Raw genomic sequence first — 26,198 nt, 5'->3', positions numbered from 1 at the left:
TTGGAGGGAGCATATTATACGCTACACTATGTGTTTATAATATTTTATTCTTTTATGATTGACACAGAAGAACCAGTCCACTCTTCTTGAACATTAAAGTTTACAACTGCATCTTCATCAGGACCTACTTCAATTTGTAAAGGTTCAATTAAGTACTCTTCTACAAGATAATCAACAATCCACTCAGCCACTGTAGTGACAACTGCAGGAGTGAAAGTTCCAGGCATCACACCTTCTATAACTTCGCTAGCAGCAGAAGAAGTAAGACCATACACATTCTCTACAGTTGTTCTGCTAAGTAAGATTACGAATCCTCCTGAACCGTCTATAGTGATAAAATCATCGGCGCCTTCAAAATTTAATATTTCGATAATTTCTGTTAACTCATCATCCGTTAAATTTAATTCTTCAATGCTAATTTCACTTTCATTTGAAGCCTTACTTATTTCCTCTTCTGCGCCAACATCATTACTAAATCCTAGAGACAAAGCAAGTCCAACAATTGAAAAGAATGAAATAAAAGATACTTTTTTCATATAAAACCTCCAATTTTATTAATATATTAGTTATATTATCCCGTCATAAATGAAAAGTCAAATAATTTTAATTATAAAAAATATAACGGTTTTAGATGTAGGTTTTGTGGGTAGACAATAAGTACTAACGTTTTTAGGGGTGGGTAATAATAAAGAATCTATATATATCAATTACTTTGATAGCACTACTGAGTGGCTGTAACTCTAACGGTGAAACCGAAAGCAATATGGATAAAGAGGAGATAAACAGCGAAGAAAAAGCTATAAGCATCGTAGAAAATGCTATTAACACGCACTTGGATGCTCATTCTCATTACGAAGTTTGGCATACAAGTTCAACACGCAATGACGTGGATCAAAAAAACAAGTAGATGGGTTTATGTAGATACTGATAGTAATCAAAGTGAAAGAATTGAACAATGGGACAGCAATACAGAAGAAACTGAATATCGCTCTTATTTTGAAGGGGATCGGTATTCTTATGATGAAGACGATGATACATTATTCATTGAACAGGACTCAGACCCCTTATTTCCTGAAAATCCCAATAAATTGTTCGCAGACGGCTTAGGCACTAACCTAGATGAATATATTGTTTCGTATCAAGGTACTGAACAAATCGAAGGTAAAGAAGCACATTATATTGTATTTGAAGATGATGAATCCGAAATAGTGTTAGAATATTGGTTTGAGAAGAGTTCATTTTACCGTATTAAAGAGCAAACAACTTCAGGTGACGATGTTACAACAGAGACTATAAGTCTATTTGAAACAGATATAGATTATGATGGAGATTCTTTTAGATTAAGTGATGTCATTAGTGATGATGCGAACGTTGTTAAAGATTAGTAATTGCATTTTGAAAGTTGGACCTTTCTATCACAATATAACCATCTACTGCGTTTATCCATGACTTTTGTATTTATAACCTTATCCAATTACATGATCCCTCACAAAATTAAGCGCAATCCTTGCTACAGGATTGCGCCCTTTAATTGAAAAATTGTTTATTTTATTTAGCTAGATAACTAATCATGTTTTGTTTGCTTCTTTTGCTGAATTATACAAAAGCCCTGGCTCAATGATTAAGTTGATTACGATATGTGCAACAATGACAGGTAAGACGACACGATCTGAAGCAACGTAAGCAAGAGAGAGAAGAACTCCGAGTACAAATGTGCTTATAAGAACTGGAAGTATAAATCTCCAATCTCTTGAAAACAGTACCCAAATTAGGTGAGCAGCCGCAAAAATTGTTGCAGAGATAAAGGTTTGAAGTAGAACTCCATAGCCCAATCCTTGTATTGCATCCATTATAATTTTACGAAAGAAAACTTCTTCTATAATTCCAGACAGTACTGCGAGTGGTATAGCCCATATTTTTAATTTTGACCATTCAAAAACGAATGGTCGAATATCGGGGATAATCCATAGGGTGTATACACTGTAAACTGATGCCACAAGTATTGCCGTAACCCAACCAAATACCGGTATTCGTTCTCCGAATCCTAGAAGGTCAAGAAACGATGAGGCTCTGGAATTAAGAAGACAATGAGTGCGATAAAGAACATTACATTGATGCAGGTAACATAAATCATTGTTTGTTTTCGAGTGTTATCAGTTGCCATAAGGGTACGGACTCCTTAGTTAGAATATGAAATAAGAAAATAATGCTAATTAGACCATACCCTAAGGGTTTGTTACATAACCAGTATTCGTTTAACTTAATAAAGATGTAATTCTTACTATTCACTAAATGTGACACAAATTGTCGGTACACTGGCGGGAGCGTCAAAATTTGAACAAAATAAAAGAATGCTGAATAAAGTAATTTCAGATTTACAGGACTATCCAAACAGAGACCAACTCTCATTATAAGATTGGTTTCTTTATGTTTGAAATTGTAATTAAAAACAACTCAGTATCTATATATAATCTAATTACTACTGGTATTATAGTATTAAGGTTAGTAAGTTGGGTCAGGAGACATGTTCTATATGAACAATTATTATTTGGTTGATCACTCACTGTTGTGCATTCACCGTACTAGATTCATTACGGATACGTGTAAACACAAAACAACAGCTTTATTGGTATTCGTTTTTCCATTAAATGGCCCTTTAACTGAATAGGATAATTGTCTGATATTATAACCATTCCTTAACCTCATGTTAGATGGTTTTTTTTAGTGTGCATCTTGGATTGATGTCTAAACTATTACACACTAAAAATGACATCACTCTTTACGAGCAATGCCATTCATCACGTATTACTAGTCCTACTTACGTAATCAAAAATCAAACTCTGCTTCTTTTTGTTCACGAAGCTGCTTTAACGTTTCTGACAAAAGCAACGTGTCGTCCACTAAATCTTGAAGTCTAAAGTGGATGTCGTCATTGATGATTTGTTTATTTAAGAAATCTTTTTCTTCGATAAATACGAAGCTTTGCGTAATATGAGCTTTCATATAATTTAAGATCGGCTTTAACTGTTGGTCGACGATCAGGTAATGTTTCGAAGATCCTGCTGTCATCACAATGCTAACGGTTTTATGCTCAAATGCACGTTCTGGAAGCAAGTCAAAAACGTTTTTCAATGTTCCTGGAATGGATGCCTGAAATACCGGTGTACCGATAAGTAAAAACGTCCGCATCCATAATCGTTTGAGTCACATACTTAGTATCCCCATCGTAATCAAGGTAATGACGTCCGTCACTCCACTGGATTGTGTAATCCGCTAGATCGATTAACGTTGCATCAGCTGTATGCTTATCAAGTTTCTCCATTACTTGGTTCATCGCTGTACGCGTCTTTGAACCGACCGTTGAACCGGAAAGAACAACTACATTCATCTTATTCATCATGTCCTTTAGACGTATATTTTCGAATGGCAGGTAAGATCTCTGTACCGATCAGCTCAATGTTTTTACGAAGTTGCGCCATCGTAACCCCTCCGAAATCCATCTGACCGATATAGCGCTGGTGTCCGAAGAGCTCATGTTGATAGAGGATCTTCTCAATGATTTGTTGTGGACTTCCCACATTCACAACACTGCGAATATCTGCGCTTTGAGCAAACTGTTGTTTCGGGAAACCGCGACCGTTGGTTAGCTTCATGCCTTCATTAATGTGTGGATAATATTCTCGCTGAGCTTGTTGAGTCGTTTCTGCAGTATAGAAGAACCCAGCCGTTGCAATCGGTAACGAATCTGGATCATGTCCATTCGCCTTAGCCGTTTCACGATACGCATCAATCGTTCCTTTAAAATGACTAGCCGCGCCTCCTAAATGTGCAAGAAACATCGGGACTCCAGCATACCCTGCTTTCATCGCACTTGCAGGTGTACCGCCAACCGCTCTCCAAATCGGTAACTTCCCTTCTAATGGACGTGGGAGTACTTTTGCATCTTTTAACGACTTACGGAAATTACCACTCCAATTGACGACCTCTTCTTCATTGATCTTACGAAGAAGCTCGAACTTCTCTTCATACAATTCCTCGTAATCGTGCAAGTCATACCCTAACAGATCATAAAGACCAATCCTTGAAGCTCTTCCTGCAATAATCTCAGTCCGTCCTTCAGAAATTAAATCAATCGTAGAAAAATCCTCATACACGCGTACAGGATCTAACGTACTTATAATGGTCGATGAGCTTCCGATCTTTATTTTTTCTGTCGCTTGAGCGATTGCACCTAAAACGACGGTATGAGCTTGTGTTGCGAAATAGTCTTGATGGCTCTCCCCAACGCTTATGAAATCAATGCCTGCTTGTTCGGCAAGCTTTGCGACTTCTATAATTTCTTGAATTCTTTGTTTTGCTGAGATGCGCTCCCCAGTTTCCGGATGAGGCAAATGATCCCCTAACGTATACAACCCGAACTCTAGACCTTGTCCTGATTTAAAACGACCTTTATCCATTCTATTTCAACACCCTTTCGGAATCTTTTCTTTTCTATGAGAGTGACTAATGATAGTATGAGTGAAATAGATCCATTTAGGAAGTACGCACTTTTAGGAACCATAGTATACTAAATGATACTTAGGAGGGAATTCGATGAAATATGAACCCGACTTTTGTAAAATAGACGACGCCTTAACCATTATTGTCGGCAAGTGGAAACCAATTATTCTCCTTCATCTGCTTAATCACGGAACCCAACGTTTCTCTGAATTACGAAGTCAGATGCCTGGCATTACCCAGAAAATGCTCACGAAGCAATTGCGTGAACTTGAAGAAGAAGACATCGTTTCACGAAAAGTCTATCCTCAAGTCCCACCGAAAGTGGAGTATTCCATCACCGATTATGGACGTACGCTTCAACCGATCCTTGAAGCGATGCATGAGTGGGGAACGAAACACCACGCCCACCGCCTTAAGAAAGAAAATACGACTTCACACGAGTCCTAATGGAAATGGACAATACAGCCCTGTCTCATGTAGGATAGTGGAGGGGAACTCTTGATACCATCAGTAAAGGAGACATACTCATGACAGAACATAAACAAACAGCTCACATTAATCCAGAAGGTAAAGAAATCGCGGAAACGGTTCTTCTACCCGGAGATCCATTACGTGCGAAATTTATTGCAGATAACTATTTAGAGGACGTTGTTCAATTCAATAGCGTTCGTAACATGTTTGGCTATACAGGAACGTATAACGGAAAGAAAATCTCTGTAATGGGAACAGGCATGGGTGTACCAAGTATCGGCATTTACTCATGGGAACTGATTAACATTTTCGGAGTGAAAAACTTAATTCGCGTTGGTTCTTGCGGAGCACTTCAAGACGACTTGAACCTTTACGACATTATTTTCGCTATGGGTGCTTCTACGAACTCGAACTATGTTAGCCAGTACAACTTACCAGGCCACTATGCGCCGGTTGCATCGTACGAGCTTCTTGAGAAAGCGAAGAACATCGCTGACGAGCAAGGTCAAACGGTTCACGTCGGAAACGTTCTCACAAGTGACACGTTCTACAACGCTGACGAAACTGCTGCTAAAAAGTGGAGTGACATGGGCATTCTCGGTATTGAAATGGAAGCTGCTGCTCTTTACATGAACGCAGCTGCCGCTGGCGTAAATGCACTGACGATCTTGACTGTAAGTGACCACGTATTCAAGCAAGAAGAAACAACTGCTGACGAACGTCAAAATTCATTTACGAAAATGATGGATATCGCACTTAACCTTGCGTAACCGTTGATTAACTCCTTGCAAAGCAGACGCTTTGCAAGGAGTTTTTTTTGTTGAGCTTGATCGACGTTATTCTCTACTTCAAATCATGTGAGTAGGACTTGACCATCATTGTGATTTTTATTCGCTTCTGCTCACAAACAATCACCTTTGTGAGCAGAACCGGTCGAACTCCCCTCATATCCCGAAGCCTCGAAGCAAAAAGTTTGATATTATGTTAGTAGGTGATTTGTATTCTGAAAGTTCTTTCTACTACTTCTTTAAAAGGATGGGTCTACGTTGAGAATTGTAAATGAGAAGCAATTAACATCACTTATGGACATGAAAGAAATTATTCAGCGAGTGGAAGTTGCTTTAGAAGAATACTCTTCCGGGAGGACCAACACCCCAATCCGAACGGCACTTCCTTACGATGACGAACAAAACACTGCCTTGTTTATGCCATCTGTGGCGGACGGTCTTCAAAAGATCGGCGTGAAAGTCGTTACCGTTGCCCCGAATAACAAAGATCTTGGCAAGAAACTCATTAATGGGTTTGTCGCCCTCTCCGATTACAAAACGGGCGAGCCCGTTGCCATATTAGAAGGTTCCTACTTAACGATGATTAGGACGGGGGCCATCTCAGGAGTTGCAACGAAATATTTAGCGAAACAGAACGCAACGACACTCTCCATCATTGGAACTGGTGAACAAGCTTTCGGTCTCGCCGCTGCCGTGTTTGCTACGAGAGACATTAAAGACGTTCATCTTTATAACCGTTCCAAAGACAAAGCCGAAGCTTTTGCTCATAAACTACAGCATGATTTAAGTCAGTCCGTGAACGTCCACTTCCATGATCAGGCCGACGATGCCATTGCACATGCTGAAATTGTCGTAACTGCAACCAATTCTTCAACACCCGTGTACAGTGCGTCACTTCGACCTGGCACTCACGTGAATGCGGTCGGATCGTTTCGACCTACGATGCAAGAATTACCGACACATACAGTGACAGATGCACATAAAGTTGTTGTCGAAGCAGTTGATGCTGCACTTGAAGAGACTGGAGACCTGATTACTCCGATTGAAAATGGTGATTATCAAGTGAATCAAATTCACGGGGAACTCGGAAAGATTGTTTCTGGTGAACTTAGCTGCCGTGAACATGATGAAGAAATTACCGTCTTCAAATCTGTTGGCCTTGCAATCGTTGATATTGTCGTTGCGAATTACTTTTATGAAAAGGCGCTTGAAACAAATACCGGGACTGACGTTGATTTTTAACGACTAAACCACAAAGGACGGATCACATGACAACCATAAAACGCGTACGCCTAGAAACAGGATACTTAGAAGAAAATGAATTCGTCTATGGAAGCGCGACATCGCTCGTCGATATTCAAATTAAAAATGGGAATGTCTCAAACATTACTCCCGCTTCAGAAGAACCAACCGACACTGATGCGTTTGATGGAAAGGAACTGTTGCTCCTTCCAGCCATTCGCGAAATGCATTGTCACTTAGATAAGAGTAAGTTAGGAGTGCCTTGGCGACCGGTTACACCTGCAAGTAACCTTGTCGAACGATTCACGAAAGAAATTGATGAACTTGATGCCCTCGACCTTCCCCTTAAAGAGCGGGCAAGAAACTTAATTGAACTTGAACGATCACATGGGGTGACCTTCTTTCGTTCGCACATAGATGTTCACCCTAAAGTTGGTCAACGTTACTTAGAAGAAACCATTGAATTACTTCACGAATATAAGGGAACCTTTGATTATGAGCTCGTTGCGTTTCCTCAACACGGTTTACTTCACTCAAATGCATACAACGATGTATTAACCGCACTCCAATCTGGCGCTACCCTCGTTGGTGGTGTTGATCCCTCATCACTCGATGGTGATGTGGAACGTTCACTACATCAGACGTTTGACTTGGCTACACAATTTAATGCGCCGATTGATATCCACGTTCATGACCGAGACGATCACGGGCGCAACACCGTTCGTGAATTATTGCGATTAACGAAAGAGGCGAAGTGGCAAAACAAAGTTGCCATTAGTCATGCATTTGGATTGAATGATTTTTCAGGTGAAGAACGGGAGGAAGTATTTAAGGAACTTGCCGAGAATGGCGTTCACATTATTTCTAGCTTGCCTTTAAACGGGGTCTTTCCACCCTTGAAGAATTACGTAAAGCGGGGGTACACGTTTCACTAGGCTGTGATAATGTTTACGATTCTTGGTCACCTCTTGGGACTGGGAATGTGATTGAGAAGCTAAATCGCTATTTAGAAGTCTATCGGATGAGAAGCCAAGAAGACTTAACCGACGCATTGAGTCTCATTACTGACAAACCTTTTTCTTTAGCAAAAGGACAGCCTTGGTTACAAAAAGGAATGGAGGCAGATTTCATTCTCGTGGACAGTTCATCAGCTGCAGAGTTTGTAGCAAGACAAAACCCTGTGCTGTACAGCTTTCACCGCGGACAACTTGTCTATCAAAAGAAGCTTAATGGAGGCACCTTACATTGAACATATTAATCGTCTATGCACATCCTGAACCGAAATCATTTAACGGAGCTTTAAAGGACGCGGCAGTCGAAGAACTACAATCGCAAGGTCACACGGTCCGTGTATCGGATTTGTATCATGCAAACTTCAAGGCAATTGCAGATCGTGAGGATTTTTCCCAACAAATCGATCCGAATTTTTTTAAATACCAAGCTGAACAAGCACATGCTTCTAAGGAACATGGATTCCATCCTGAAATTCAGGCTGAACTTGATCGCTTGTTTTGGGCGGACTTTGTGATTTTTCAATTTCCATTATGGTGGTACAGTGTACCTGCAATTCTAAAAGGGTGGTTCGATCGAGTGTTTGCTGCAGGAACCATTTATGGTGGAGGGCTAGGCAGGTATAGTGAAGGAGCTTTACGTGGTCGTAAAGCGATGCTGTCTGTTACGGTAGGTTCCGCTGAAAGTGGGTTTAGCCCAACTGGAATTGATGGAGACATGACGACCATTCTTTATCACATTAACCACGGGATGCTTTACTTTAGCGGCATGCAGCCTGCTGAACCGTATATTACCTACCAGCCAGCTCGAGCGAGCGCCGATGAACGTAAAGCTATGTTGGCTAGTTTTAAACAACATATGAAAGCCATTGATGACATTCCATTAATCCAGTATCACCCGAATGACCACTTTGATGAGAACCATCAACTAAAGCCCGAACATCGTATATAGAATGACCAAAGCGACCCTGTTTTTAAGAGTAGGGTCGCTTTGTAGTCAATTACATTCCATTTCTAAAGAAAGAGGCAATTAGCCTAGGCACGAACAACAAAGCGTCAGCTACGGCTCCAATCCAAGATGAGAGTAGCGTATCTCTGTTACGTGTTTGATTCAGTTCAACTTTCGTTGTCATAAGAGCCTCCTCTAACGTTTACTCACTTTAGTATATCATGTCTGAAAATTAATTCTACTCAACGTCTTCATCAAGAACTTGCTTCGTGAACGCTTCCGCATCTTCAACCGTTACTTCATCACCTAAATAATAAATCGAATAATAATAATCACCGTGAGGAAAATGGTGCGAAACGTTCTCATTGTCCTCTCCAAATTGAGTAGCTTCGACAGTATGGTCACCAATGGTTACTTCTTCTGAATGGGTCGGATGTGTTGGCGACACATGAATTTCAAGGTTGATTTCTGGCTCGCCATCGTAACCTCCATACACATATTCAAAATCCGCAAGTTCAGCAATCTCTAAATTCGGTTCAGACGATGCCCGGTGCCCGTAGTTGACGATGAGCGAATCTAACGACATTGACTCGTTTTCCCAAATTGATAAAATATCATAACTCGTATGTTCAGGAATGTTCACACTATACGATGTCTCATTCACTTGTTGTTGTGCCTCAGAAACATCACCATTAGAGCAAGCAACCATAAAAATGACAAACAAAGGAATAATCATAATTCGCATTGTCTTCCCCCTTTGTAGGTCTTTACCCATTTTCAATATACTGGAAACTACTCTGCAATTTCCCGTTTACTTCTTCGAATTTCTATATTAAAGTTATTAAAGATACTTTATGTCTACGATATAAAAAGGATGATACAATGAATAATGAAAAGCACGTAAAGAAAATCCAAGCATTAGAAAATGAGCATCGCCACACGCATTTTCCAGCAAGTACGTTACTTGACTTACTCCCATTATCAACTGAAAGTACCATTCTGGATTTAGGTGCTGGAACGGGCTATGTAACACTGCCTGCTGCAAAGCAAACCTCAGGTGATGTGTACGCACTTGACCGGGATTTAAACATATTAATCTATTTAGAGCAATCTGCGAGTGAGCAACAATTAACGAACATCACCACGCTTGAAGCAGACTTTAAATCCATTCCACTTGAAGATGAGCATGTTGATATTGTAATCGCATCCATTGCGCTTCATGAAATCAAACCACTTTCAAGCGCTTTAGACGAAGCATTTCGCGTACTAAAACGAGGTGGGATGATTCAAGTCGTAGAAATTGAAGCCACAGAAAAGTCACGGGGGCCGAGAGTATCTCCTAAAGATATGTCGGCAGCACTTGAAGAAGCGGGCTTTGTGATTAGTCAAACTTTATTTCCAGATTTAACGATTGCAAACGAACCTGTCTATATTCACCTAGCTACCCGTCCATAAATTTTATAAGGGAACTTGGTTTTGTTGTTTCAATTTCTCATGCTTTTCAAACATGAGAAACAAAAAGAGACTTAGAACCATCAAGATCGTTGAACCATTTACCATGTAATGAACAGCTGGTAACAATGAAACTCCCATTAATTGCACAAGTGAGACAATGAAGATAAACAAACCTAAAACTAAGACGAATAAACGCATGACTTGTTTGAGTACGACCGTAGCTTTTAAGCTCATCTTCAACCTCCCGACAATATAAGTTTGTAGAGTCATTCGTTGGCGCGCCGATTTCTTCACCTAAGGCGCTCCACGATGGTTCGATACAATTGATAACATTTACGAAAAAGGTTGTCATAAAACGTACCTAAGGTTCGATCCACAACAACGCGCACTCCTGCAAAAAAAACAGTGCAATCATAGCGATTATAAGCATAAGTGCAACGCCCGCTTGAATGCCAGACAACACAACCACCCATTCCAATCAGAGTAAACGTAATGTAACACGAACAAGCGGAATTTTCAAATCAGTCAGATAAAATCTTTCGCCAAAACGAGCTCCAAAAAAAGACAGCACCCTCATTAAGGGACTGTCTCTCAACATTGCGCTTTATGCATTTACAACGACCGATGGTTTCGGCTTTTCTAGACCTAGGTGGTCGCGAAGCGTTGTTCCTTCGTATTCTTCCCTGAAAATGCCGCGTTTTTGAAGCTCTGGTACGACGAGATCTACGAAGCTTGAAAGCCCGTCTGGATAGTTACCTGGGCAAAGGTTGAACCCGTCACAGCCCCCTTCTTTGAACCAACGCTCAAGATCGTCAGCAACTTGCTCGGGATTCCCAATTAAGATACGGTGCCCTCTTGAACCAGCAACATGCTTGTAAAGTTGGCGAACACTCATATTTTCACGCTTAGCGAGATCGAGGATGAGTTGCCGACGACTTTGGTTGCCGTTGTATTCAGGCAAGTCTTCTGGCAACGGCGAATCCAAATCATAATTTGTAAAATCAAAGCCACCCATATACTCTGATAACAACTCTAATCCTACTTCTGGGACGATGAGTTCTTGCAATTCATCGTACTTCGCTTGCGCTTCTTCTTTTGTCTTTGCTACGTAAATTGACACACCTGGTAAGACTTTCACTTCGTCTGGATTGCGCCCATTTTCTTTTGCAAGTTTCTTCACTTCATCGTAGAAACGCTGTCCTTCTTCTAACGTCAATTGGGCCGTAAAAATCACTTCAGCATGCTTAGCTGCAAATGCCTTACCTTGCGGTGAAGACCCTGCTTGGATAATTACGGGTTCACCTTGCGGAGAGCTTGAAGCATTTACGGGACCTTTGACGTTAAAATAATGACCGTCATGGTTTGTTTCATGTAGGCGCTCTGAATCGAAGTAGGTGCCTGCTTCCTTATCACGAATGAGCGACCCTTCTTCCCAACTTCCCCAAAGCTTCTTCACAACATCAAGAAATTCATCTGCGCGCGTGTAACGCTCATTATGTTCCATATGAATGTTCTGACTGAAGTTCGCTGCTTCACCCGTATAATACGACGTCACGACGTTCCAACCTGTACGTCCACGGTTAGATGATCAAGCGAAAGGAACTTTCTCGCAATATGAAAGGGCTCGTTATACGTCGTTGTGGCTGTTGCGGCCAGACCAATCTTCGATGTCATGGCACTCAACGCCCCGAGTAACGTGAACGGTTCAAAGCGTACTAACTCTGACGGATGTGATAAGTGATTAAATGATAATCCGTCTGATACGAAGAGCATATCAAGTTTCCCTCGCTCAGCAATTTGAGCAACATCGCGGTAAAAATCAAGGTTTTCAGGACTATCTGCTGGTGTGTTCGGTTGTCTCCATGAAGCGATATGATGACCAAATCCCATCAAAAAAAACACCGATGTTCATTTTACGATCCATAGTACAAGTTCCTACCTTTCAGAAGTTAAGAGTTTCGTAAGTTTTGATAGGTTGGGTGCCAATTAAGAAGTCGTTTCTCCAATAGCTTCGCCAAAGTGTCTGCGATTTTTCCTAATACCGAATAAAGTAAAATCGCGAGAATGATGACATCGATCTGCATGAATTCTCTTGCATTCATCGACATATAACCGATACCAGATGTCGCAGCAATCGTTTCTGCAACAATTAATGTGACCCACATCACACCGAGTGCATAACGGACGCCAACGAGAATGGATGGCATTGCGCCTGGTAAGATCACCTTCGTAAATAAATGCCATTTCGAAATGCAATAAATACGGCTCATTTCAAGTAACCCGCGATCAACAGAACGGATTCCGTGGAATGTATTAATATAGACCGGAAACATGACCCCTGCCGTCACGAGAAAGATCTTCGCCGTCTCTCCAACTCCAAACCAGATAATAACGAGCGGAATCATCGCGAGAATTGGAATGTTACGGAACATCTGAATCGTCGTATCGGTATACCGCTCCGATGAGTTTGACATTCCGTTTAACACTCCGAGGATAAAGCCTAGTCCCCCACCGATTAAGAACCCTACTGCTGCTCGGAAGAAGCTAACACCGATGTGTTCAAAAATCTCCCACTTACGGTATATGTGATTGCCGTTGTCAGCACTTCATAAGGCTTGCAATTAATTGCATCGCTCCGGTAGAAACAGAAACTTGCCAAACAACGAGTAATACGATTGGCAGAACCCAAGGGGCAATGGAGCTTTTGTACACATGCTTAAGACCATGATTACTAATTGCTTTATTCGTCATTTGACAGCTCCTTCCCTTCTACAATATAAGAATCCATTTCTAAAGGATCATCAATAAATCCTAATTCTAGTAAATCGTCGGCTTGTTGCTGTAAATCCTCTTCCACACCCGGTCCATTGTAATCTGCAATGTTAATACCACGATCTAATATCCGGTGCCACGTCTCCTCAGACAGCCCTGTTTCCTCAAACAATAACGGTGTTGCAATGGAAGGATCCTTTTCAACTTCTTCACCGATTCGAATGACCGCATCAACATACACTTCCAACGCTTCTGGATGATCCGTTAAAAATGCTTCATTCGTAAAATAAAACGAGCGGTACGCAACGACATCTTCTGACGTTGAGATCACCTCATGTCCCCGTTCTTCACCTGCTGCTAAATACGGATCCCAAACGACCCAAGCATCAATCTCTCCTCGTTCCATCGCTAAAATAGCGTCAGGAGGATCAAGGTACACCGGTCTCACATCATCTAAATTGAGACCTTCTTGTTCAAGCGTCTTCAGTGTTAAATAATGAGCAATTGATGCCCGATTAAAGGCAATACGTTTTCCTTCAAGGTCACCCACGTCCTCAATATCCGTATCCCTTTGCACTAAAATACCTTGACTATGTGGCGCTGATTCGGTTGAGGCAATATATCGGATCGGATGATTGTTCGCAATCGCATAAAGAGAAGGTATGTCGCCCGCATTTGCAATGTCCACGCTTTCTGTTCCGAGTGCCTCAAGTGTGGAGCTACCTGTGTTGAATTCTGCCCAGTCCACTGAGTAACCAAGCGCCTCCAGATCAGCGTGAAATTGTTCATCTTCACGTAACATGAGCGTAATCGCGTTTTTTTTGATACCCGATTGTGACTTCATTCATTTCTTGCGAATGCGTCGTGGCTTCATGGCTACATGCAAAAAGCACACCTACTGACGTAATCATCCCCAATAAAGCACCTGTTGCTTTTCGCATCATCTCATCCTCTCCGACCCTACCTTAGTCTCTATACAGGTTTTTTTTAGTTGCTCTCGTACGAGAGGCAGAACTTCCCTGCCGATTTGTTCAATCACTTCCAAGTGAGGGAATCCACGTAGCAACACTTTATCGAACCCTAATTCAACATACTCGACAATTCGTGCTGCCACTTGTTCTGGTGTTCCAACGAGAGCAATGGAGTTCCCCGATAACACTTGCGTGAGCCCAGCCCAAAGGTTTGGGGCGAGTAGGAAGTTGCTCTCCCTGCTGTTCTCCATTAAATCGTGAAGCCTTCGTACCCCTTCAGAATCACCTTTCTTGCGATCCGTTTGTTTTTGTTCCAACGCTTCTGGCGAAAGATCCTTAATTAACTGTTCCGCATTTTCAAATGCTTGTTCTTCTGTTTCACCTAGAATCACTTGGAATGAAACGCTATACGAAAGTTCTCGATTTTCCTTTGCTGCCCTTGCCTTTACATCAGTGATCGTCTCTCTCGTATTATCAAGCGTTTCGCCCCACATCATATAGACATCCGCTTGTTTGGCGGCGACATTTCTCCCTGTTTCCGATGCACCACCAAAGTAAATTTCTGGCGCTTTAGACTGCGCAAGTTCTGGAAAGAGTGACGCATTGTTCAATTCATAAAACTCACCACTATGCGTCACACTTTCTTCTGTGAAAAGGCGCTTTAATACGTGAATGTACTCTTCGGTACGACGATAGCGAACGTCGTGTGGTTGGAAATCACCGTAAGCAGCAAGCTCTGTTGGTGAGCCTCCGGTCACGATATTCACGAGCGCACGACCACCAGACCAGTTATCTACCGTTGCAAATTGCTTTGCAAACGTAAACGGCGACATCACACCCGGCCTTGCTGCGAAAAGGAACTTCAATGACTCTGTTTGAGTACTCAAGCTCGCAGCAACCGCAAGGGAGTCTAAGCAACCTGCGCCAGTAGGCAAGAGTAGTGAAGAAAATCCACCGCGTTCCGCTGCTAACGCAATATCTCGAATGTATTCAAAGGTCGGTTCCCGTTCCGTCTTCCCTTTTCCATTCGTCCAACCGGCATTTCCTGTTGCGATGACTCGCCCATCACCGGAAGTAGGTGCCATCGTTATAAATTCAACCATGTTATTTCCTCCTTCGTTGCCTTACGATTGCATTGCAAACGTCTGCTGTTTGTGACTTTCTTCTAATAATTCTGCATATAGTTCACGTTCAATTTCTTTAAATACTGGATGACTACGCTCCCGAGGTCTCGGTAAGGGTACGTCTCGATCATAAGAGATCGTCCCTTCTGAAATGACGATAATTCGATCCGCGAGCATAATCGCTTCACTCACATCATGTGTCACGAGTAAGGCTGTGAATTGATTGCGTTTCCAGATCTCCTCAATGAGACCTTGCATCTCAATACGCGTTAACGCATCGAGGCACCGAGTGGTTCATCAAATAGCAATAATCTTGGGTTTGCTGCAAGTGCTCTCGCTAGTGCTACTCGTTGCTTTTGGCCACCAGACAAAAGAGAAGGCCATTTAGAAGCATGGTCTTCGAGACCGACCTCTTGAAGTAATTGTTTTGCACCTGTTTGCCAATCGTTTTGGAGTTGCAGACCGAAACCAACATTTGTGAGGACATCTTGCCATGGAAGTAGACGATCTTCTTGGAACATCACTCGCGCATCGTCATTTTCCTTAGATAAAGGCGCATCATTTTGATAAATCGTGCCTTCCGTTTTTTCTTCAAGTCCTGCAATTAATCGAAGCAGCGTGCTTTTCCCACATCCACTTTTCCCGACAATTGCGACAAACTCACCAGCATCAACTTGCAAATCAATTCCTTTAATGACTTCCGTGCTGCCGAACTTCTTTTTCATATTTTCAATGCATAATTGCACGCCATTTTGTTGGTTGGTCATCTTCATTCTCCTTTCTTAGCTAGGGACGATCTCTTTTTGCGGAAGCTCCGTGCTAAATTGATACGATGACTCTAAAAATTGCTGAAACAACGTGCCCGGATTTAATTGGACAAACTGAATGTCTTGTTCTTTCGCTTTATCATAAGAACGCTCACAAAACGTATTAGGTGGAGCTAAAAAGACAGTGACGTTGAAGTTGTTCACGAACTTTAATACCTCTCCACGTCGTCCTTCCTCTACAGATAATGCAGGGTTACGATGATCTTCAAACCCGTTTGTTTCCGTGTTATAAATTCGAACCCAATCGCCTTCAACAATTGGAACAATTTCTTCTCCCTTAAGTGCTGCAGCAAGAATCGTCATTCTAAGTCCACATTTCATATAATTCTTATTAAATTGATCTGTTTTATTGAATATACGTCAATAGTGCTGTACAATCAATTTCAAATAAGTAAACTCGGAATTCAGTTTTACTGAACGGTTCATTCGAATACGCTTACAGTAGGGAATTAAGAGAGGTGATACTATTTGGATCTTCGCAATATTATTACATTTCAATCCATCGTGAAGTTAGGAAGCTTCCATGCAGCTGCTGAAACGTTGAATTACGCACCATCAACGGTAACGATGCACATAAAAAAATCTTGAAGAAGAACTCGGCGTCACGTTATTGGAACGCCTGCCAAAACTAAAGCTTACGAGTTCAGGAAAGTTGTTGTATGAACAAAGCGATGTACTCCTGCGAGACTTTGATATGTTGAAAGAAATGATGACGAGTTTACAAAGTGGAAAAAGTGGGTTTATTACGATCGGGGTGATGGAACCCACGGCTAGCTTTCGATTGCCACAACTTCTCGCTGCCTTTCAAGAAGAGCACCCATTAATGAAACTTTCAATACAAGTGCATAACGCAAATGCACTTGAAGAACTCGTACAGTCTGGAGAACTTGACGTAGCAATTGGAACGACACCAACGACATACAACGATGACGTTTCATTTTCTTGGTTATTTAATGAGGAATTCGGGTTATTAGCACCCACCTCACACGCTCTAGCAACAAAAGATACTGTCTCACTCCGTGACTTACACGGTCATTCACTCTTACAAACGACCCCTTCGTGTCCATTTCGAGCGACACTCGACCGAGTGCTACTAGAAAATGACATTAAAGTAAGCAAAAACATTGAAATTAGTAATCTCTTAGCTTTAAAACCATACGTAGAATCCGGTATTGGCATTGCAGTCATTCCAGAAATCATTGCAAAGCCACCTTTTACTGAAACACGATACTTACCTATAGCAGACTTCAATGGACAGCTCCCTATTGGAATGATGACAAAAACGACCAATTTAAATCCGAGCCCCGCGCTATCTCAATTCATCGCTCATATTCATTCGATCTACCACCCACTACACTCATTGATTAGACACAAAGAAACCCGACTTGAGGCTGACTCAAACCGGGTTTCTTTACGCTTCTATTCATAGAATCTTTACAAAAGCCACATCGCAAATACAGATACTCCAGTTAAACTTAGAACACTACCATTTAGAGGAGAAGTTCACTATGTATGCTAAATCGTCAACACTCTTCCCAAAGAAACGAAAAACCGAAGTAGCCCTCGGCTTAAATGTTCGACTATCTTCTGTATTCACGAAAACGAGCCCTAAACGTCAACAATTAGTTAAACCCATCAATTAAATACTGTTTGTCTTCCTTGTATTCTAGCAAGAAAGGCTGAATAAATAGATGGATGAACACGGCATATACGACGATAAAGAGTAGACCACTTGTAAACGAGATATCTAGAAATGGATTCAGAACCGTCTGCAAGATGAGCACGATGATATACGGTGTCGCTAGATTCCACTGCGCCTTCGACGAAAGATAATTTCTCGTACCACACGCCGAGCAGTCAATCCGGTGATACAACCCGATGCACTGGCGCCAACTCATTGCCACTTCACACTTCCAACATGTTGGCATGCTCATTTCCCTATGTAGAGCGTAGCTTTTGAGTACAAGGTAACGAAGCCACTAATTTTAACTCTGTCTCCTTCTGATTTGCAGTAGAGCGTGCCTCCGCGTGCTGACAATTGACGAGCGACAAGTTCTGACTTGCCAAGTTGCTGTTCCCAATAGGGAATGAAGTTGCAATGTGCCGAGCCACATACAGGGTCTTCATTCACTTGTAATTTAGGGAAAAAACACCGTGAAACAAAATCATATGTTGTGCTTGATGCTGTAATCGTTAATCCAATTCCATCCGGTAATTGCTTGATTTTCTCAAAGTTCGGACGGAATTGTTCAACAAGTTCTTCATGAGGAGCGACAACCATTACATCCCTTCCTAAGTAGACTTCAAGCGGCGTAAATCCAAGAACATCCTCCAACTCAGCAGTTGAGGAGATGATCTCTGGCATGCGACTCGGAAAATCCATCTCATAAAGATCTCCTTTGCGCTTCACAAGAAGCTCGCCACTCATCGTAAGAAACGTAACACCGGTTGCATCTTCTTCATAATAGTTGCAAATCACATAAGCGGTTCCTAGCGTTGCATGGCCACAAAGATCAATTTCCCCACCTGGTGTGAACCATCGAAGATGGTAAACTTCCCCTTCTTTCACTGTAAAAGCTGTTTCGGAAAGGTTATTCTCAATAGCAATCTTTTGCATCGTCTCATCGTCTAACCAACGGTCCATCACACAAATGCCCGCTGGATTTCCTTCAAACACCTTTTCTGCAAACGCATCTACAACGTAATAATCCATCGTCAGTCCCATCCTTTTCAACGTTTCTTTTCTATTATCGTACGCTAAGATATTAAAATTGCATATAAAAAAGAAGGTTTATAAACCTTCTTAGAGAGTTGAACGAAGTGAACAATAGAAAAGCAACTATCGTGGCGAAAAATCCTGAAACAGAAACCTAAATCACGCAAAGTGCAAGGTGAAGCAACACCCGTGGCAAGCTTAGCTATAGAAGCCGCTTCGTCGTTTGCGCTTACGCCTCATTAACATTTGGTTTCTAGACAGTCTAAGACGGGGCATCGACCTTTTTTTTCTACTGTGTTTGAAACGATTTGTAAAAACCAAGGTGCAAAATGTCTTAATCGGTACGCATTTAACGTATGCATCATCTGCTCCGCTTCTTGTTTCGTTTCATACTGTTTTTCGTCTGTTCGGTTGGCATGCGTTAATACTTCAAGTTTCCCTTTGTGTTCACGACAAATAATATACACACGACACCCCTCATCCAGCGATTAAACTTGTAGATCCAAACCTTGAGGAAGTTATTATGATTTTCTATTCATTTTGAGCAGACCATAAAACCCCAAAATGATTAGACCAATTATGACAATGATTAGCATTATGGAAGACCATCCAACATGAATCACCTTTTCTCACCACCTGAAAAAAGACTGAACGGGCAGTGTAACATAGACCACTCATAAATTGGGCGCAAATTATAAATTGTCCCACAATAAGTGATGAGTTGGATGACCGCGATTTATCTATTTATATCCCCACCATAACAAACCTCAACTCTGTATGCTTATGCTTACTTTGTTCTTGTAGACCACTTTATTAAGTTGCAAAAACCTCTTTCGGTTCTCTTCGCAACCGAAAACACCTGCTTTACAACATCAATCTCTTTTCATACCGCTATGCATACGTCTTATGACCACTTTATCGATTAGTCTGAGAATAGCCCCCATACTAACCATGTACTTATGTTCTTAAATTCAATACAACTATACAGATGAGGAGCGATCTTTCAAATGAAAAACGCATGGTTTTACGTTTTAACAGGGTGGGCAGCCGTAACGGTTGGACTGTTTTTGGCTTCTTTTTTTCGGATCGATTGCAACAGAGAATTTCGGAATCACAGGTAACGGGCAGCAGCTTATTCATGCAGTCGTGATGAGTGGGGTTGTTGTACCGACGATTCTCATCTTATACAAAAAAATGAACAAAGCATTCCCTACATCAAGAACACCGGCATATTCAATGAAACGAGCCCATCACTTTTTTTAGTGGATTTATACTAGCAGCAGGATTAGCGATCGTCGGATTGTTTATTACAAGTGCGTTAAACCTTGTTGAAATTAATCAATGGAATGTACCAAGTGTGTGGGTTGGAGCACTGCTTTTAAATCTATTGATTGCTTTTTTCTATGAAGCATTACCAGAAGAATTGGCGTTACGGGGATTGATCTTCGATGCTTTAAACCATCGGTTTGCTGTCTTTCTTGCCGTACTTTTTCAAACAATTGCGTTTATGGCTATGGCACTTACTGTTAATTTCTTGCAAGTGCTCTTTGGAATGTCGACATTCGATTTGTTCTTCATGCAACTACCTCACCTTATTCTAATTTTTGTATTCGGTATTGCCTTAGCGCTCATTCGAATCTATACCGGAAGTCTTTGGGCAGCCATCGGTTTTCATTTGGGCTACTTAATGATGGCACGATTTTTAATCATGCCCGTAGAATACGGCGTATCTCCAATCGTCTCGTATGAAAGCACCTCTGAACTAAACTTAGGTCCCACTTTCATGATCGATACGATGATTTATGGTTGCATCGGCATCATGTTACTTCTACTGCTCGTTAGAAAGTTGCGTAGAAAAAAAGGTTTAGTATTTATTTACACTATTTTAGAACAATGAATTCGCAAAAACTCAAAATTTTTGTGTGCAGTTAGTTTTAGTGACTGTAGATCTTGATAGAATGCAAATTCAATTTGTGCATTCTATCATTCTGATAGAACTAACACGTACACTTCTTCATTTTAAATTAATTGAAATAAAGGTATAATTGAAAAGCACTCTTAATACTAGTATTTACATAATTAGTATTACATCTATTGCATTTAAAAGAATTAAACCAAGAGTACAACTCAATTCTCTTTATCTTCCTATAATAGTTCGTGCTCATTTAAATAAAGAACTAATTAACAATTGTTAGCTATGTATTTCTGAATTTTCGATCATAATTTCTTTACCTACTGCATTAATCTTGTCCACTTTATTCCTAATTACCTATCTAGCTCCCCACATTATCCAATGTTTAAATCGATTACCACTCGCTGTCAAACGCTTTTAAGCAGGTCATAAAAAAAGTTCGTGACATGATGTAAAAACAGTGCTACAATTCTGTTAATCATAAGTTCCATTATACAATATTTAATTCCATTGAATGGAACAATTAGCGATATTTGTAAGCGCTTTATATACGAAGGGGGTTATTTTATGAAAAAGTTTGGATTGTTGATGGGGATGATGGCAGTTAGTGTCCTCGGTGCATGTGAATCATCGGAGACTTCTGGAGAAAGTAACTATCCATCCCGAGACATTAATGGAATTATTCAGTGGGGTGAAGGCGGAGCAACTGACAATGTTGCACGCAGTCTCGCAATTCAAGCTGAGGAAGCTTTGGATGCATCCTTTGTCATGCAAAATCGGGAGGGTGCTACTGGTGCAATTGCAACTCAATATGTGTATGATCAGCCTGCAGACGGCTACAATGTGCTGTTCGGGGCAGAGAATCCACTCATTTATAATGTTCTAGGTATATCTGAAAGAGATTACATTGAAGATTTCTATCCGGTCAATATTATTGGACAAGGTCTTGCAGGAATCGTCGTGAAAGATGATTCAGAATTCGAAACATTAGAAGATCTCGTTGAGTATGCGCAAGACAACCCTGGTGATTTAACGTTAGGAACAAGTGGCGAAGGTGGCTTGCCACACGTCGTAGCTCAATGCTTTCCGCAGAGCTTGGTACTGAATTCAACCAAGTCCCATACGATGGAGACGGCCCATTGTTTACTGCAATGCTTGGGAATCAAATTGATGCGACCGTTGTTGGTGTTGCAGGTGCACAAGAATATGTTGAAGCTGGCGATATACGAATGCTTTCAATTGTTCATAACGAAGAAGTTGATGCTTGGGATGCTCCTGCATTAAGTGATATATATCCTGAATTTGACAAGTACCTTCCATGGGGACCATTTTACGGAGCATTTGTCCACCCAGATACACCGGATGACATTAAATCAAACCTGGTTGATGCATTTAATGAAGCAGTCGATGAAGAATCGTTTCAAGAACTTCTCTCCTCATTAGGCGCAGAGCCTATTAATATTAGCGGTGATGAAGCAGTCGAGTGGATGCAACAAACACAGGCGGTGTCGGCTTGGCTACTCTACGATGCAGGTGCAACTGAAAGTTCACCTGAAGAATTTGGGATCCCAAGAGTTGAAGATCTTAATTAAATTCTAAAGATGGGGGTGCGATGTGCGCCCTCTCTTTCAATTTATTTTTATTCCATCTACAAAAAAAGTGAGGACGCGAGAGTACATGCTTACATTACGACGAACGCTACCCGGCATTGTGATGATTATCGTCAGCTTGGTCATTTTATACCAATCTCTTCTAATTCAGGGAACTGAACAGCTGAACCCTTCAGGTGGTGGTTTTCTACCCGGAATCATTGCCATTGTACTCATCATTTGTGGAATCGTCACCATCATTAACGACCTTAGAAAAGAAGTAACCACAAAAACTGATGAAGAGAAAGAACGATCATTTTCCAAAAGTGATTACCTACTTATCTTTTCTTACTTTATCTTTATCGTCCTGTATGTATTGTCACTATCCTTTTTGCCTTTTCTCATAAGCACGATCTTGTTTTTGATCATCAGCATCTATTTACTTAAAGGTATTAAGTGGTACACGAATATTATTGTCTCTGTTGTTACTGTCATGATTATTTATTTCTTGTTTTCACAGCTTTTTAACATTGTCTTCCCCTAAGGAGCCAGCATAATGGAATTCTTACAACAAATTTTAATTCCTTTTTTTTGATTGGGAACTGCTCTTACTTGTGGCTGCCGGTACACTGGCAGGTATCTTTATCGGTGCAATTCCAGGGTTATCCGTTACAATGGCCGTCGCCTATTACTTTCCCTTACCTATTCTTGGGATATGCTACCAGCCCTTGCGCTCATGCTCGGTGTTTATTATGGAGGGGTTTACGGAGGATCGAGAGCAGCCATTCTCGTAAATATCCCTGGATCACCTGCTTCTGTTGCAACATCTCTTGACGGATATCCAATGTCTCAGAAGGGCGAAGCCGGTCTTGCGCTCTTTCTGACAACCATCTTTTCGTTTGTTGGTGGACTTATTGGTGTCATCGTACTAGCAAGCGCAGCTCCTGTTGTCGCCTCATTTGCTGTACAATTCGCAAACCGTGATTATTTTCTACTCGCAATGCTCGGACTTTTGCTAGTTGGTAACTTAAGCAATGGAACAATCGCAAAAGGTCTTTTCTCAGCTGGAGCTGGAATTATCATTGGATTGATCGGGATGGATCCTATTGGTGGAGGTTCACGCTTTACGTTTGGTTCATTACAATTAATGAATGGTGTGGACTTTATCATAGCATTACTTGGTCTCTTCGGAATGTCAGAGATCCTCTATCAGATGCGTGAACTTAAACGCCAAGGGAAGCCAGTTGAGTTAAAAAAAAGATGATTATCCCACCTTTGCGATTTATCTTTAAGTTTCTACCTCTCTCCTTGCGTGTTTCAATTTTAGGAGTGTTGACGGGTGCATTACCAGGTGCAGGTGGTGAAATTGCCGCACTCCTTTCATATGATCATGCAAAACGTTCAACGAAGAATCCAAATCGACCATTCGGAGAGGGAGCTCATGCAGGTGTTATTGCGCCTGAGGCAGGGAACAGTGCAGCCATTGGTGGTGCAATGATTCCAATGCTTACACTTGGATCCCAGGGGATGCCGTAACTGCAATATTCATCGGCGCTCTCTTTATACACGGACTTCAACCGGGCCCAATGCTGATGGCTCAAAGTGGTGACCTCTTTTGGGTAATGGTAGGATCCTCCATTCTTGCAAACGTATTCCTACTCATTTTCGGTTTAATGGTCGTCTCTATATTCATTCGAATTGTCACGGTTCCTAAACAAATTCTACTCCCAATCATTGCAGTTATCACAGTGATTGGTTCGTACGCAATGAATTATAGTCTAACTGATGTCTATTGGATGCTTGGATTTGGATTAATCGGATTCTTTATGAAAGTGCATAATTTTTCAGTTGCGCCTCTTGTGTTAGGCATCATACTAGGACCACTAATTGACACTTCATTTAGACGAGCTTATATGTCTGCCAACGGTTCAATGCCCGATTTTCTATCAGGATTTGTAACAAATCCAATCAGTCTTGTGCTCACAATTGTTATCGTATTTACAATCTTTTCTCAAACGCCGATTTACAAAAAGCTAAAGCAAAGAGTCTTTCCTAAGAAGCAGCAAGCTTAACTATAGACTCATTAAAAACAAAACGCTACAAGAGTATGGGATGTATACTCTTGTAGCATTTTTCTTGCATAATCGTATCATTAACATTCAGCTCACTTTTCTTCGAACTTTCCAGATTTGTTGATACGGTTAGCTTACCTCAACTATGTGTGCATTCTCGACATATAGTTAGGTTGTTTCAACTTAAACCCTTATAAAACATCCTCATTTCAAATTCTGCTTGTTCAATACTTCTATTCCATCCAACTTGTATTGACAATATTGCCATTCAAAAACGTGCCTGTAATGCATAGATATGATAAGTAATCGTGGTAAATCTAATGTCTGCCTGTATGACAGAAAGTAAGAGGCCGTACTCTTTGATCGCTACGTTAGATAGCCTTGAAATAAGAAAATCCGAACAAATTCATTATTCTACTTAATAGAATGTGAATTCGTTCGGATTTTCCATGTTATATGACCTTTGCACTTATGAAGCTTTAATAGTAGCGGTCATATTTCAGCTTCGTCTCAAAAGTAATATAACGTGTTTAGGGTGAATTGTCGTTCAGCACGTATCTATAAACGCTACTTATATCACGTTCTTCGTTCTTAATTGCACGATTTCATCTACAGTTAAACCTATATCTGTAAGAATTTCTTCGTTATTTTCACCAAGATCGGGGGCGATGCTTCGAATGCTACCTGGTGTCTTTTCAAACTTTGGAATAATTCCCGGAACTTTTATAGTCCCAAGTCGTGGATGATTAACTTGAACGATATTCTCTCTTGCCTTATACTGCTCATCATTAAATATATCTTCAATACTCATCACAGGACTAACCGGAACACCGAATTGATCTAATTGTTCAAGTAAATCCTTGCGTTCTTTCGTGGCAATCCACGCCCCTACAATCTCATTCGTTTCATCGTTGTTTTCGAGTCGTTTAGAATTTGTATAATAGCGGGGGTCTTCCAACATATCTTTCCTATCCATCGCATCAGCCAAACGGTTAAATGTCGTATCAGTACTCGTCACGAGTACAACCCAATGACCGTCTTTTGTTTTAAACGTCCCTGAAGGTGAGGAGTGTCCATGAAGACCAGGAGCACGTTCGCGCACTTTTTGAAGCTGATCGTATTCTGCCACAAGAAACTCCATCATTCGGAACACCGTTTCATATAAGGCTATATCGACCATTTGGCCGCTACCTTCTTCAGATATATCTCGGTTGTACAAAGCAGTAACCGCGGCAAACGCAACGTAGATACCGCAAATGTAATCCGTTAAAGAAAATGGCGGACTGACCGGATGACGATCGGTAAATCCTTGAAGGTATGTGTAGCCGCTAAATGCTGTTGCAGGTGTACCAAATCCTGCTTTTTCTTTATATGGCCCAGTCTGCCATAACCGGATACACGAATCATTATTAAGTCAGGATTTTCTTCTTTAAGTACGTCATAACCAACACCCCACTTCTCAAGGGTTCCTGGTCGAAAGTTTTCAACGAGAATGTCTGCTTTTTTAGCAAGCTTTTTTTTAAAATTGTTACGCCTTCTGTTTGGTGAAGGTCCAGTGTCAGTGAGCGTTTATTCCTTGAAAGCCCGGGCCATCGAAGTGGTTCCCCGTCCTCTGAGAATGGACCGACGCTACGAGAGGTGTCTCCCCTTCCTGGAATTTCAACTTTGATTACATCTGCTCCAAAGTCCCCAAGAAGCGCCGTACCGTAAGGTGCTGCAATCATTGTCGAAACATCAAGGATGGTAACCCCTTCTAAAGGTGTCTTAACCATGGATTTAATAGCTCCTTTCTATTTACCG

Annotated in this window: 28 protein-coding genes and 7 pseudogenes; 16 read left to right on the top strand and 19 right to left on the bottom strand. The window is 41.2% G+C overall.

The annotated features are described in order from the left end of the window. Window positions 1-44: 44 nt before the first annotated feature. Window positions 45-536, bottom strand: coding sequence for a hypothetical protein (locus JCM19055_RS03310; protein ID WP_042358498.1), 492 nt, complete (start codon window positions 534-536; stop codon window positions 45-47). A gap of 345 nt (window positions 537-881) precedes the next feature. Here JCM19055_RS03310 and JCM19055_RS03305 point away from each other — a divergent pair, with 345 nt between their 5' ends. After that, entirely contained in the window at window positions 882-1,385 is a 504-nt protein-coding gene (locus tag JCM19055_RS03305; protein WP_265181734.1) for a hypothetical protein, read from the top strand. A gap of 183 nt (window positions 1,386-1,568) precedes the next feature. Here JCM19055_RS03305 and JCM19055_RS25105 read toward each other — a convergent pair whose 3' ends face one another. The 3 genes and pseudogenes from JCM19055_RS25105 to JCM19055_RS03290 all read right to left on the bottom strand — a co-directional run bounded on the left by JCM19055_RS25105 (window position 1,569) and on the right by JCM19055_RS03290 (window position 4,457). Continuing rightward, window positions 1,569-1,997, bottom strand: coding sequence for a CPBP family intramembrane glutamic endopeptidase (locus JCM19055_RS25105; RefSeq protein ID WP_193745284.1), 429 nt, complete (start codon window positions 1,995-1,997; stop codon window positions 1,569-1,571). Between the two features lie 829 nt (window positions 1,998-2,826). Further along, a pseudogene (locus JCM19055_RS03295) lies at window positions 2,827-3,388 on the bottom strand (NADPH-dependent FMN reductase). Between the two features lies 1 nt (window position 3,389). After that, window positions 3,390-4,457 carry an LLM class flavin-dependent oxidoreductase gene (locus JCM19055_RS03290; RefSeq protein WP_042358496.1) on the bottom strand — a complete coding sequence of 356 codons (1,068 nt, stop codon included), beginning with the start codon at window positions 4,455-4,457 and terminating at the stop codon, window positions 3,390-3,392. A gap of 136 nt (window positions 4,458-4,593) precedes the next feature. Between JCM19055_RS03290 and JCM19055_RS03285 the strand changes: the two genes are divergently transcribed. From JCM19055_RS03285 to JCM19055_RS03265, 6 genes and pseudogenes are all read left to right on the top strand, one after another. Continuing rightward, window positions 4,594-4,947, top strand: coding sequence for a helix-turn-helix domain-containing protein (locus JCM19055_RS03285; protein WP_042358495.1), 354 nt, complete (start codon window positions 4,594-4,596; stop codon window positions 4,945-4,947). Window positions 4,948-5,027: 80 nt separating this feature from the next. Further along, window positions 5,028-5,741 (top strand): purine-nucleoside phosphorylase, encoded by a 714-nt coding sequence (gene deoD, locus JCM19055_RS03280; RefSeq protein ID WP_042358494.1) that lies wholly within the window; start codon window positions 5,028-5,030, stop codon window positions 5,739-5,741. 276 nt (window positions 5,742-6,017) lie between these two features. Then, window positions 6,018-7,001, top strand: coding sequence for an ornithine cyclodeaminase family protein (locus JCM19055_RS03275; RefSeq protein WP_042358493.1), 984 nt, complete (start codon window positions 6,018-6,020; stop codon window positions 6,999-7,001). A gap of 26 nt (window positions 7,002-7,027) precedes the next feature. Continuing rightward, on the top strand, window positions 7,028-7,936 hold the full coding sequence (locus tag JCM19055_RS03270) for a deaminase (RefSeq protein WP_265181733.1): 909 nt from the start codon (window positions 7,028-7,030) through the stop codon (window positions 7,934-7,936). 5 nt (window positions 7,937-7,941) lie between these two features. Next, window positions 7,942-8,250, top strand: a pseudogene (locus JCM19055_RS28290) (deaminase); the annotation flags it as partial. Continuing rightward, on the top strand, window positions 8,247-8,963 hold the full coding sequence (locus tag JCM19055_RS03265) for an NAD(P)H-dependent oxidoreductase (RefSeq protein WP_042358492.1): 717 nt from the start codon (window positions 8,247-8,249) through the stop codon (window positions 8,961-8,963). The pseudogene JCM19055_RS28290 and the gene JCM19055_RS03265, both read left to right, overlap by 4 nt. A 49-nt stretch (window positions 8,964-9,012) precedes the next feature. Here the strand turns inward: JCM19055_RS03265 and JCM19055_RS28285 are convergent, their stop codons facing one another. Together JCM19055_RS28285 and JCM19055_RS26975 are read right to left on the bottom strand one after the other, a co-directional pair. Further along, window positions 9,013-9,144 (bottom strand): hypothetical protein, encoded by a 132-nt coding sequence (locus JCM19055_RS28285; RefSeq protein ID WP_265181732.1) that lies wholly within the window; start codon window positions 9,142-9,144, stop codon window positions 9,013-9,015. 54 nt (window positions 9,145-9,198) lie between these two features. Further along, a complete protein-coding gene (locus JCM19055_RS26975; protein ID WP_042358491.1) occupies window positions 9,199-9,705 on the bottom strand; it encodes a hypothetical protein in 507 nt (168 codons plus the stop codon). Between the two features lie 137 nt (window positions 9,706-9,842). Between JCM19055_RS26975 and JCM19055_RS03255 the strand changes: the two genes are divergently transcribed. After that, on the top strand, window positions 9,843-10,415 hold the full coding sequence (locus JCM19055_RS03255) for a class I SAM-dependent methyltransferase (RefSeq protein ID WP_042358490.1): 573 nt from the start codon (window positions 9,843-9,845) through the stop codon (window positions 10,413-10,415). A gap of 3 nt (window positions 10,416-10,418) precedes the next feature. Here JCM19055_RS03255 and JCM19055_RS03250 read toward each other — a convergent pair whose 3' ends face one another. The 9 genes and pseudogenes from JCM19055_RS03250 to JCM19055_RS03220 all read right to left on the bottom strand — a co-directional run bounded on the left by JCM19055_RS03250 (window position 10,419) and on the right by JCM19055_RS03220 (window position 16,412). Then, window positions 10,419-10,649, bottom strand: coding sequence for a hypothetical protein (locus JCM19055_RS03250; RefSeq protein WP_042417270.1), 231 nt, complete (start codon window positions 10,647-10,649; stop codon window positions 10,419-10,421). Window positions 10,650-11,019: 370 nt separating this feature from the next. Next, a pseudogene (locus JCM19055_RS03245) lies at window positions 11,020-12,305 on the bottom strand (LLM class flavin-dependent oxidoreductase). A 59-nt stretch (window positions 12,306-12,364) separates the two neighbouring features. Further along, on the bottom strand, window positions 12,365-12,889 hold the full coding sequence (locus JCM19055_RS03240; RefSeq protein WP_370542967.1) for an ABC transporter permease subunit: 525 nt from the start codon (window positions 12,887-12,889) through the stop codon (window positions 12,365-12,367). A 124-nt stretch (window positions 12,890-13,013) separates the two neighbouring features. After that, entirely contained in the window at window positions 13,014-13,166 is a 153-nt protein-coding gene (locus JCM19055_RS28280; RefSeq protein ID WP_265181731.1) for a hypothetical protein, read from the bottom strand. Continuing rightward, window positions 13,156-13,989 (bottom strand): aliphatic sulfonate ABC transporter substrate-binding protein, encoded by an 834-nt coding sequence (locus JCM19055_RS03235; protein ID WP_052365854.1) that lies wholly within the window; start codon window positions 13,987-13,989, stop codon window positions 13,156-13,158. Before JCM19055_RS03235 ends, JCM19055_RS28280 begins: the two co-directional genes overlap by 11 nt. Then, window positions 13,979-14,131: a hypothetical protein gene (locus JCM19055_RS26970; protein ID WP_193745283.1), complete on the bottom strand. Its 153-nt coding sequence runs from the start codon at window positions 14,129-14,131 to the stop codon at window positions 13,979-13,981. The genes JCM19055_RS03235 and JCM19055_RS26970 overlap by 11 nt, the downstream gene beginning before the upstream one ends. After that, window positions 14,128-15,261: an LLM class flavin-dependent oxidoreductase gene (locus tag JCM19055_RS03230; RefSeq protein WP_042358487.1), complete on the bottom strand. Its 1,134-nt coding sequence runs from the start codon at window positions 15,259-15,261 to the stop codon at window positions 14,128-14,130. Before JCM19055_RS03230 ends, JCM19055_RS26970 begins: the two co-directional genes overlap by 4 nt. Before the next feature lie 21 nt (window positions 15,262-15,282). After that, window positions 15,283-16,049: pseudogene (locus tag JCM19055_RS31155) on the bottom strand (ATP-binding cassette domain-containing protein). 15 nt (window positions 16,050-16,064) lie between these two features. Then, window positions 16,065-16,412, bottom strand: coding sequence for a hypothetical protein (locus JCM19055_RS03220; protein WP_052365853.1), 348 nt, complete (start codon window positions 16,410-16,412; stop codon window positions 16,065-16,067). 165 nt (window positions 16,413-16,577) lie between these two features. Here JCM19055_RS03220 and JCM19055_RS25100 point away from each other — a divergent pair, with 165 nt between their 5' ends. Continuing rightward, window positions 16,578-16,697, top strand: a complete 120-nt coding sequence (locus JCM19055_RS25100) for a LysR family transcriptional regulator (RefSeq protein WP_081833402.1) — start codon at window positions 16,578-16,580, stop codon at window positions 16,695-16,697. A 22-nt stretch (window positions 16,698-16,719) separates the two neighbouring features. After that, window positions 16,720-17,538: a LysR family transcriptional regulator substrate-binding protein gene (locus JCM19055_RS03215; RefSeq protein WP_052365852.1), complete on the top strand. Its 819-nt coding sequence runs from the start codon at window positions 16,720-16,722 to the stop codon at window positions 17,536-17,538. 193 nt (window positions 17,539-17,731) lie between these two features. Here JCM19055_RS03215 and JCM19055_RS03210 read toward each other — a convergent pair whose 3' ends face one another. From JCM19055_RS03210 to JCM19055_RS03200, 3 genes are all read right to left on the bottom strand, one after another. Then, window positions 17,732-18,037, bottom strand: coding sequence for a TIGR04104 family putative zinc finger protein (locus tag JCM19055_RS03210; protein ID WP_042358485.1), 306 nt, complete (start codon window positions 18,035-18,037; stop codon window positions 17,732-17,734). Between the two features lie 2 nt (window positions 18,038-18,039). Then, the gene (locus JCM19055_RS03205) at window positions 18,040-18,822 is read right to left on the bottom strand and encodes a PhzF family phenazine biosynthesis protein (RefSeq protein ID WP_042358484.1); all 783 of its coding nucleotides are present in this window, start codon (window positions 18,820-18,822) and stop codon (window positions 18,040-18,042) included. 242 nt (window positions 18,823-19,064) lie between these two features. Next, window positions 19,065-19,292 (bottom strand): hypothetical protein, encoded by a 228-nt coding sequence (locus JCM19055_RS03200; protein WP_042358483.1) that lies wholly within the window; start codon window positions 19,290-19,292, stop codon window positions 19,065-19,067. 589 nt (window positions 19,293-19,881) lie between these two features. Here JCM19055_RS03200 and JCM19055_RS22525 point away from each other — a divergent pair. The 6 genes and pseudogenes from JCM19055_RS22525 (at window position 19,882) to JCM19055_RS31145 (ending at window position 24,398) form a co-directional block, all read left to right on the top strand. Further along, complete coding sequence (locus tag JCM19055_RS22525) at window positions 19,882-20,088, top strand: hypothetical protein (protein ID WP_052365851.1); 207 nt, start codon at window positions 19,882-19,884, stop codon at window positions 20,086-20,088. A 37-nt stretch (window positions 20,089-20,125) separates the two neighbouring features. After that, window positions 20,126-20,722: a CPBP family intramembrane glutamic endopeptidase gene (locus tag JCM19055_RS03195; protein ID WP_052365850.1), complete on the top strand. Its 597-nt coding sequence runs from the start codon at window positions 20,126-20,128 to the stop codon at window positions 20,720-20,722. 582 nt (window positions 20,723-21,304) lie between these two features. Beyond that, window positions 21,305-22,329 (top strand): annotated as a pseudogene (locus tag JCM19055_RS31150) (tripartite tricarboxylate transporter substrate binding protein). A gap of 85 nt (window positions 22,330-22,414) precedes the next feature. Beyond that, a complete protein-coding gene (locus tag JCM19055_RS22515; protein ID WP_152549724.1) occupies window positions 22,415-22,870 on the top strand; it encodes a tripartite tricarboxylate transporter TctB family protein in 456 nt (151 codons plus the stop codon). Window positions 22,871-23,062: 192 nt separating this feature from the next. Next, window positions 23,063-23,590, top strand: coding sequence for a tripartite tricarboxylate transporter permease (locus JCM19055_RS28265; protein ID WP_265181728.1), 528 nt, complete (start codon window positions 23,063-23,065; stop codon window positions 23,588-23,590). Further along, window positions 23,587-24,398: pseudogene (locus JCM19055_RS31145) on the top strand (tripartite tricarboxylate transporter permease). Before JCM19055_RS28265 ends, JCM19055_RS31145 begins: the two are co-directional and overlap by 4 nt. A gap of 571 nt (window positions 24,399-24,969) precedes the next feature. On the opposite strand, the pseudogene JCM19055_RS03175 reads toward JCM19055_RS31145, so the two are convergent. Beyond that, a pseudogene (locus JCM19055_RS03175) lies at window positions 24,970-26,170 on the bottom strand (CaiB/BaiF CoA transferase family protein). Window positions 26,171-26,198: the final 28 nt, after the last annotated feature.

It is taken from the genome of Geomicrobium sp. JCM 19055, from assembly GCF_000698185.1.
GTDB lineage: Bacteria > Bacillota > Bacilli > Bacillales > Marinococcaceae > Geomicrobium_A > Geomicrobium_A sediminis.
This window is presented reverse-complemented; position numbering and strand designations above follow the sequence as displayed.

Bases quoted from the DNA above. Each gene is read 5' to 3' on its own strand.
- JCM19055_RS03310 (WP_042358498.1), bottom strand. From the start codon at position 536: ATGAAAAAAGTATCTTTTATTTCATTCTTTTCAATTGTTGGACTTGCT.
- JCM19055_RS03305 (WP_265181734.1), top strand. From the start codon at position 882: ATGACGTGGATCAAAAAAACAAGTAGATGGGTTTATGTAGATACTGAT.
- JCM19055_RS03290 (WP_042358496.1), bottom strand. From the start codon at position 4,457: ATGGATAAAGGTCGTTTTAAATCAGGACAAGGTCTAGAGTTCGGGTTG.
- JCM19055_RS03285 (WP_042358495.1), top strand. From the start codon at position 4,594: ATGAAATATGAACCCGACTTTTGTAAAATAGACGACGCCTTAACCATT.
- deoD (WP_042358494.1), top strand. From the start codon at position 5,028: ATGACAGAACATAAACAAACAGCTCACATTAATCCAGAAGGTAAAGAA.
- JCM19055_RS03270 (WP_265181733.1), top strand. From the start codon at position 7,028: ATGACAACCATAAAACGCGTACGCCTAGAAACAGGATACTTAGAAGAA.
- JCM19055_RS28285 (WP_265181732.1), bottom strand. From the start codon at position 9,144: ATGACAACGAAAGTTGAACTGAATCAAACACGTAACAGAGATACGCTA.
- JCM19055_RS26975 (WP_042358491.1), bottom strand. From the start codon at position 9,705: ATGCGAATTATGATTATTCCTTTGTTTGTCATTTTTATGGTTGCTTGC.
- JCM19055_RS03255 (WP_042358490.1), top strand. From the start codon at position 9,843: ATGAATAATGAAAAGCACGTAAAGAAAATCCAAGCATTAGAAAATGAG.
- JCM19055_RS03250 (WP_042417270.1), bottom strand. From the start codon at position 10,649: ATGAGCTTAAAAGCTACGGTCGTACTCAAACAAGTCATGCGTTTATTC.
- JCM19055_RS03240 (WP_370542967.1), bottom strand. From the start codon at position 12,889: ATGTCAAACTCATCGGAGCGGTATACCGATACGACGATTCAGATGTTC.
- JCM19055_RS28280 (WP_265181731.1), bottom strand. From the start codon at position 13,166: ATGACGAATAAAGCAATTAGTAATCATGGTCTTAAGCATGTGTACAAA.
- JCM19055_RS03235 (WP_052365854.1), bottom strand. From the start codon at position 13,989: ATGTTACGTGAAGATGAACAATTTCACGCTGATCTGGAGGCGCTTGGT.
- JCM19055_RS26970 (WP_193745283.1), bottom strand. From the start codon at position 14,131: ATGATGCGAAAAGCAACAGGTGCTTTATTGGGGATGATTACGTCAGTA.
- JCM19055_RS03230 (WP_042358487.1), bottom strand. From the start codon at position 15,261: ATGGTTGAATTTATAACGATGGCACCTACTTCCGGTGATGGGCGAGTC.
- JCM19055_RS03220 (WP_052365853.1), bottom strand. From the start codon at position 16,412: ATGACGATTCTTGCTGCAGCACTTAAGGGAGAAGAAATTGTTCCAATT.
- JCM19055_RS03210 (WP_042358485.1), bottom strand. From the start codon at position 18,037: ATGCCAACATGTTGGAAGTGTGAAGTGGCAATGAGTTGGCGCCAGTGC.
- JCM19055_RS03205 (WP_042358484.1), bottom strand. From the start codon at position 18,822: ATGGATTATTACGTTGTAGATGCGTTTGCAGAAAAGGTGTTTGAAGGA.
- JCM19055_RS22515 (WP_152549724.1), top strand. From the start codon at position 22,415: ATGCTTACATTACGACGAACGCTACCCGGCATTGTGATGATTATCGTC.
- JCM19055_RS28265 (WP_265181728.1), top strand. From the start codon at position 23,063: ATGCTCGGTGTTTATTATGGAGGGGTTTACGGAGGATCGAGAGCAGCC.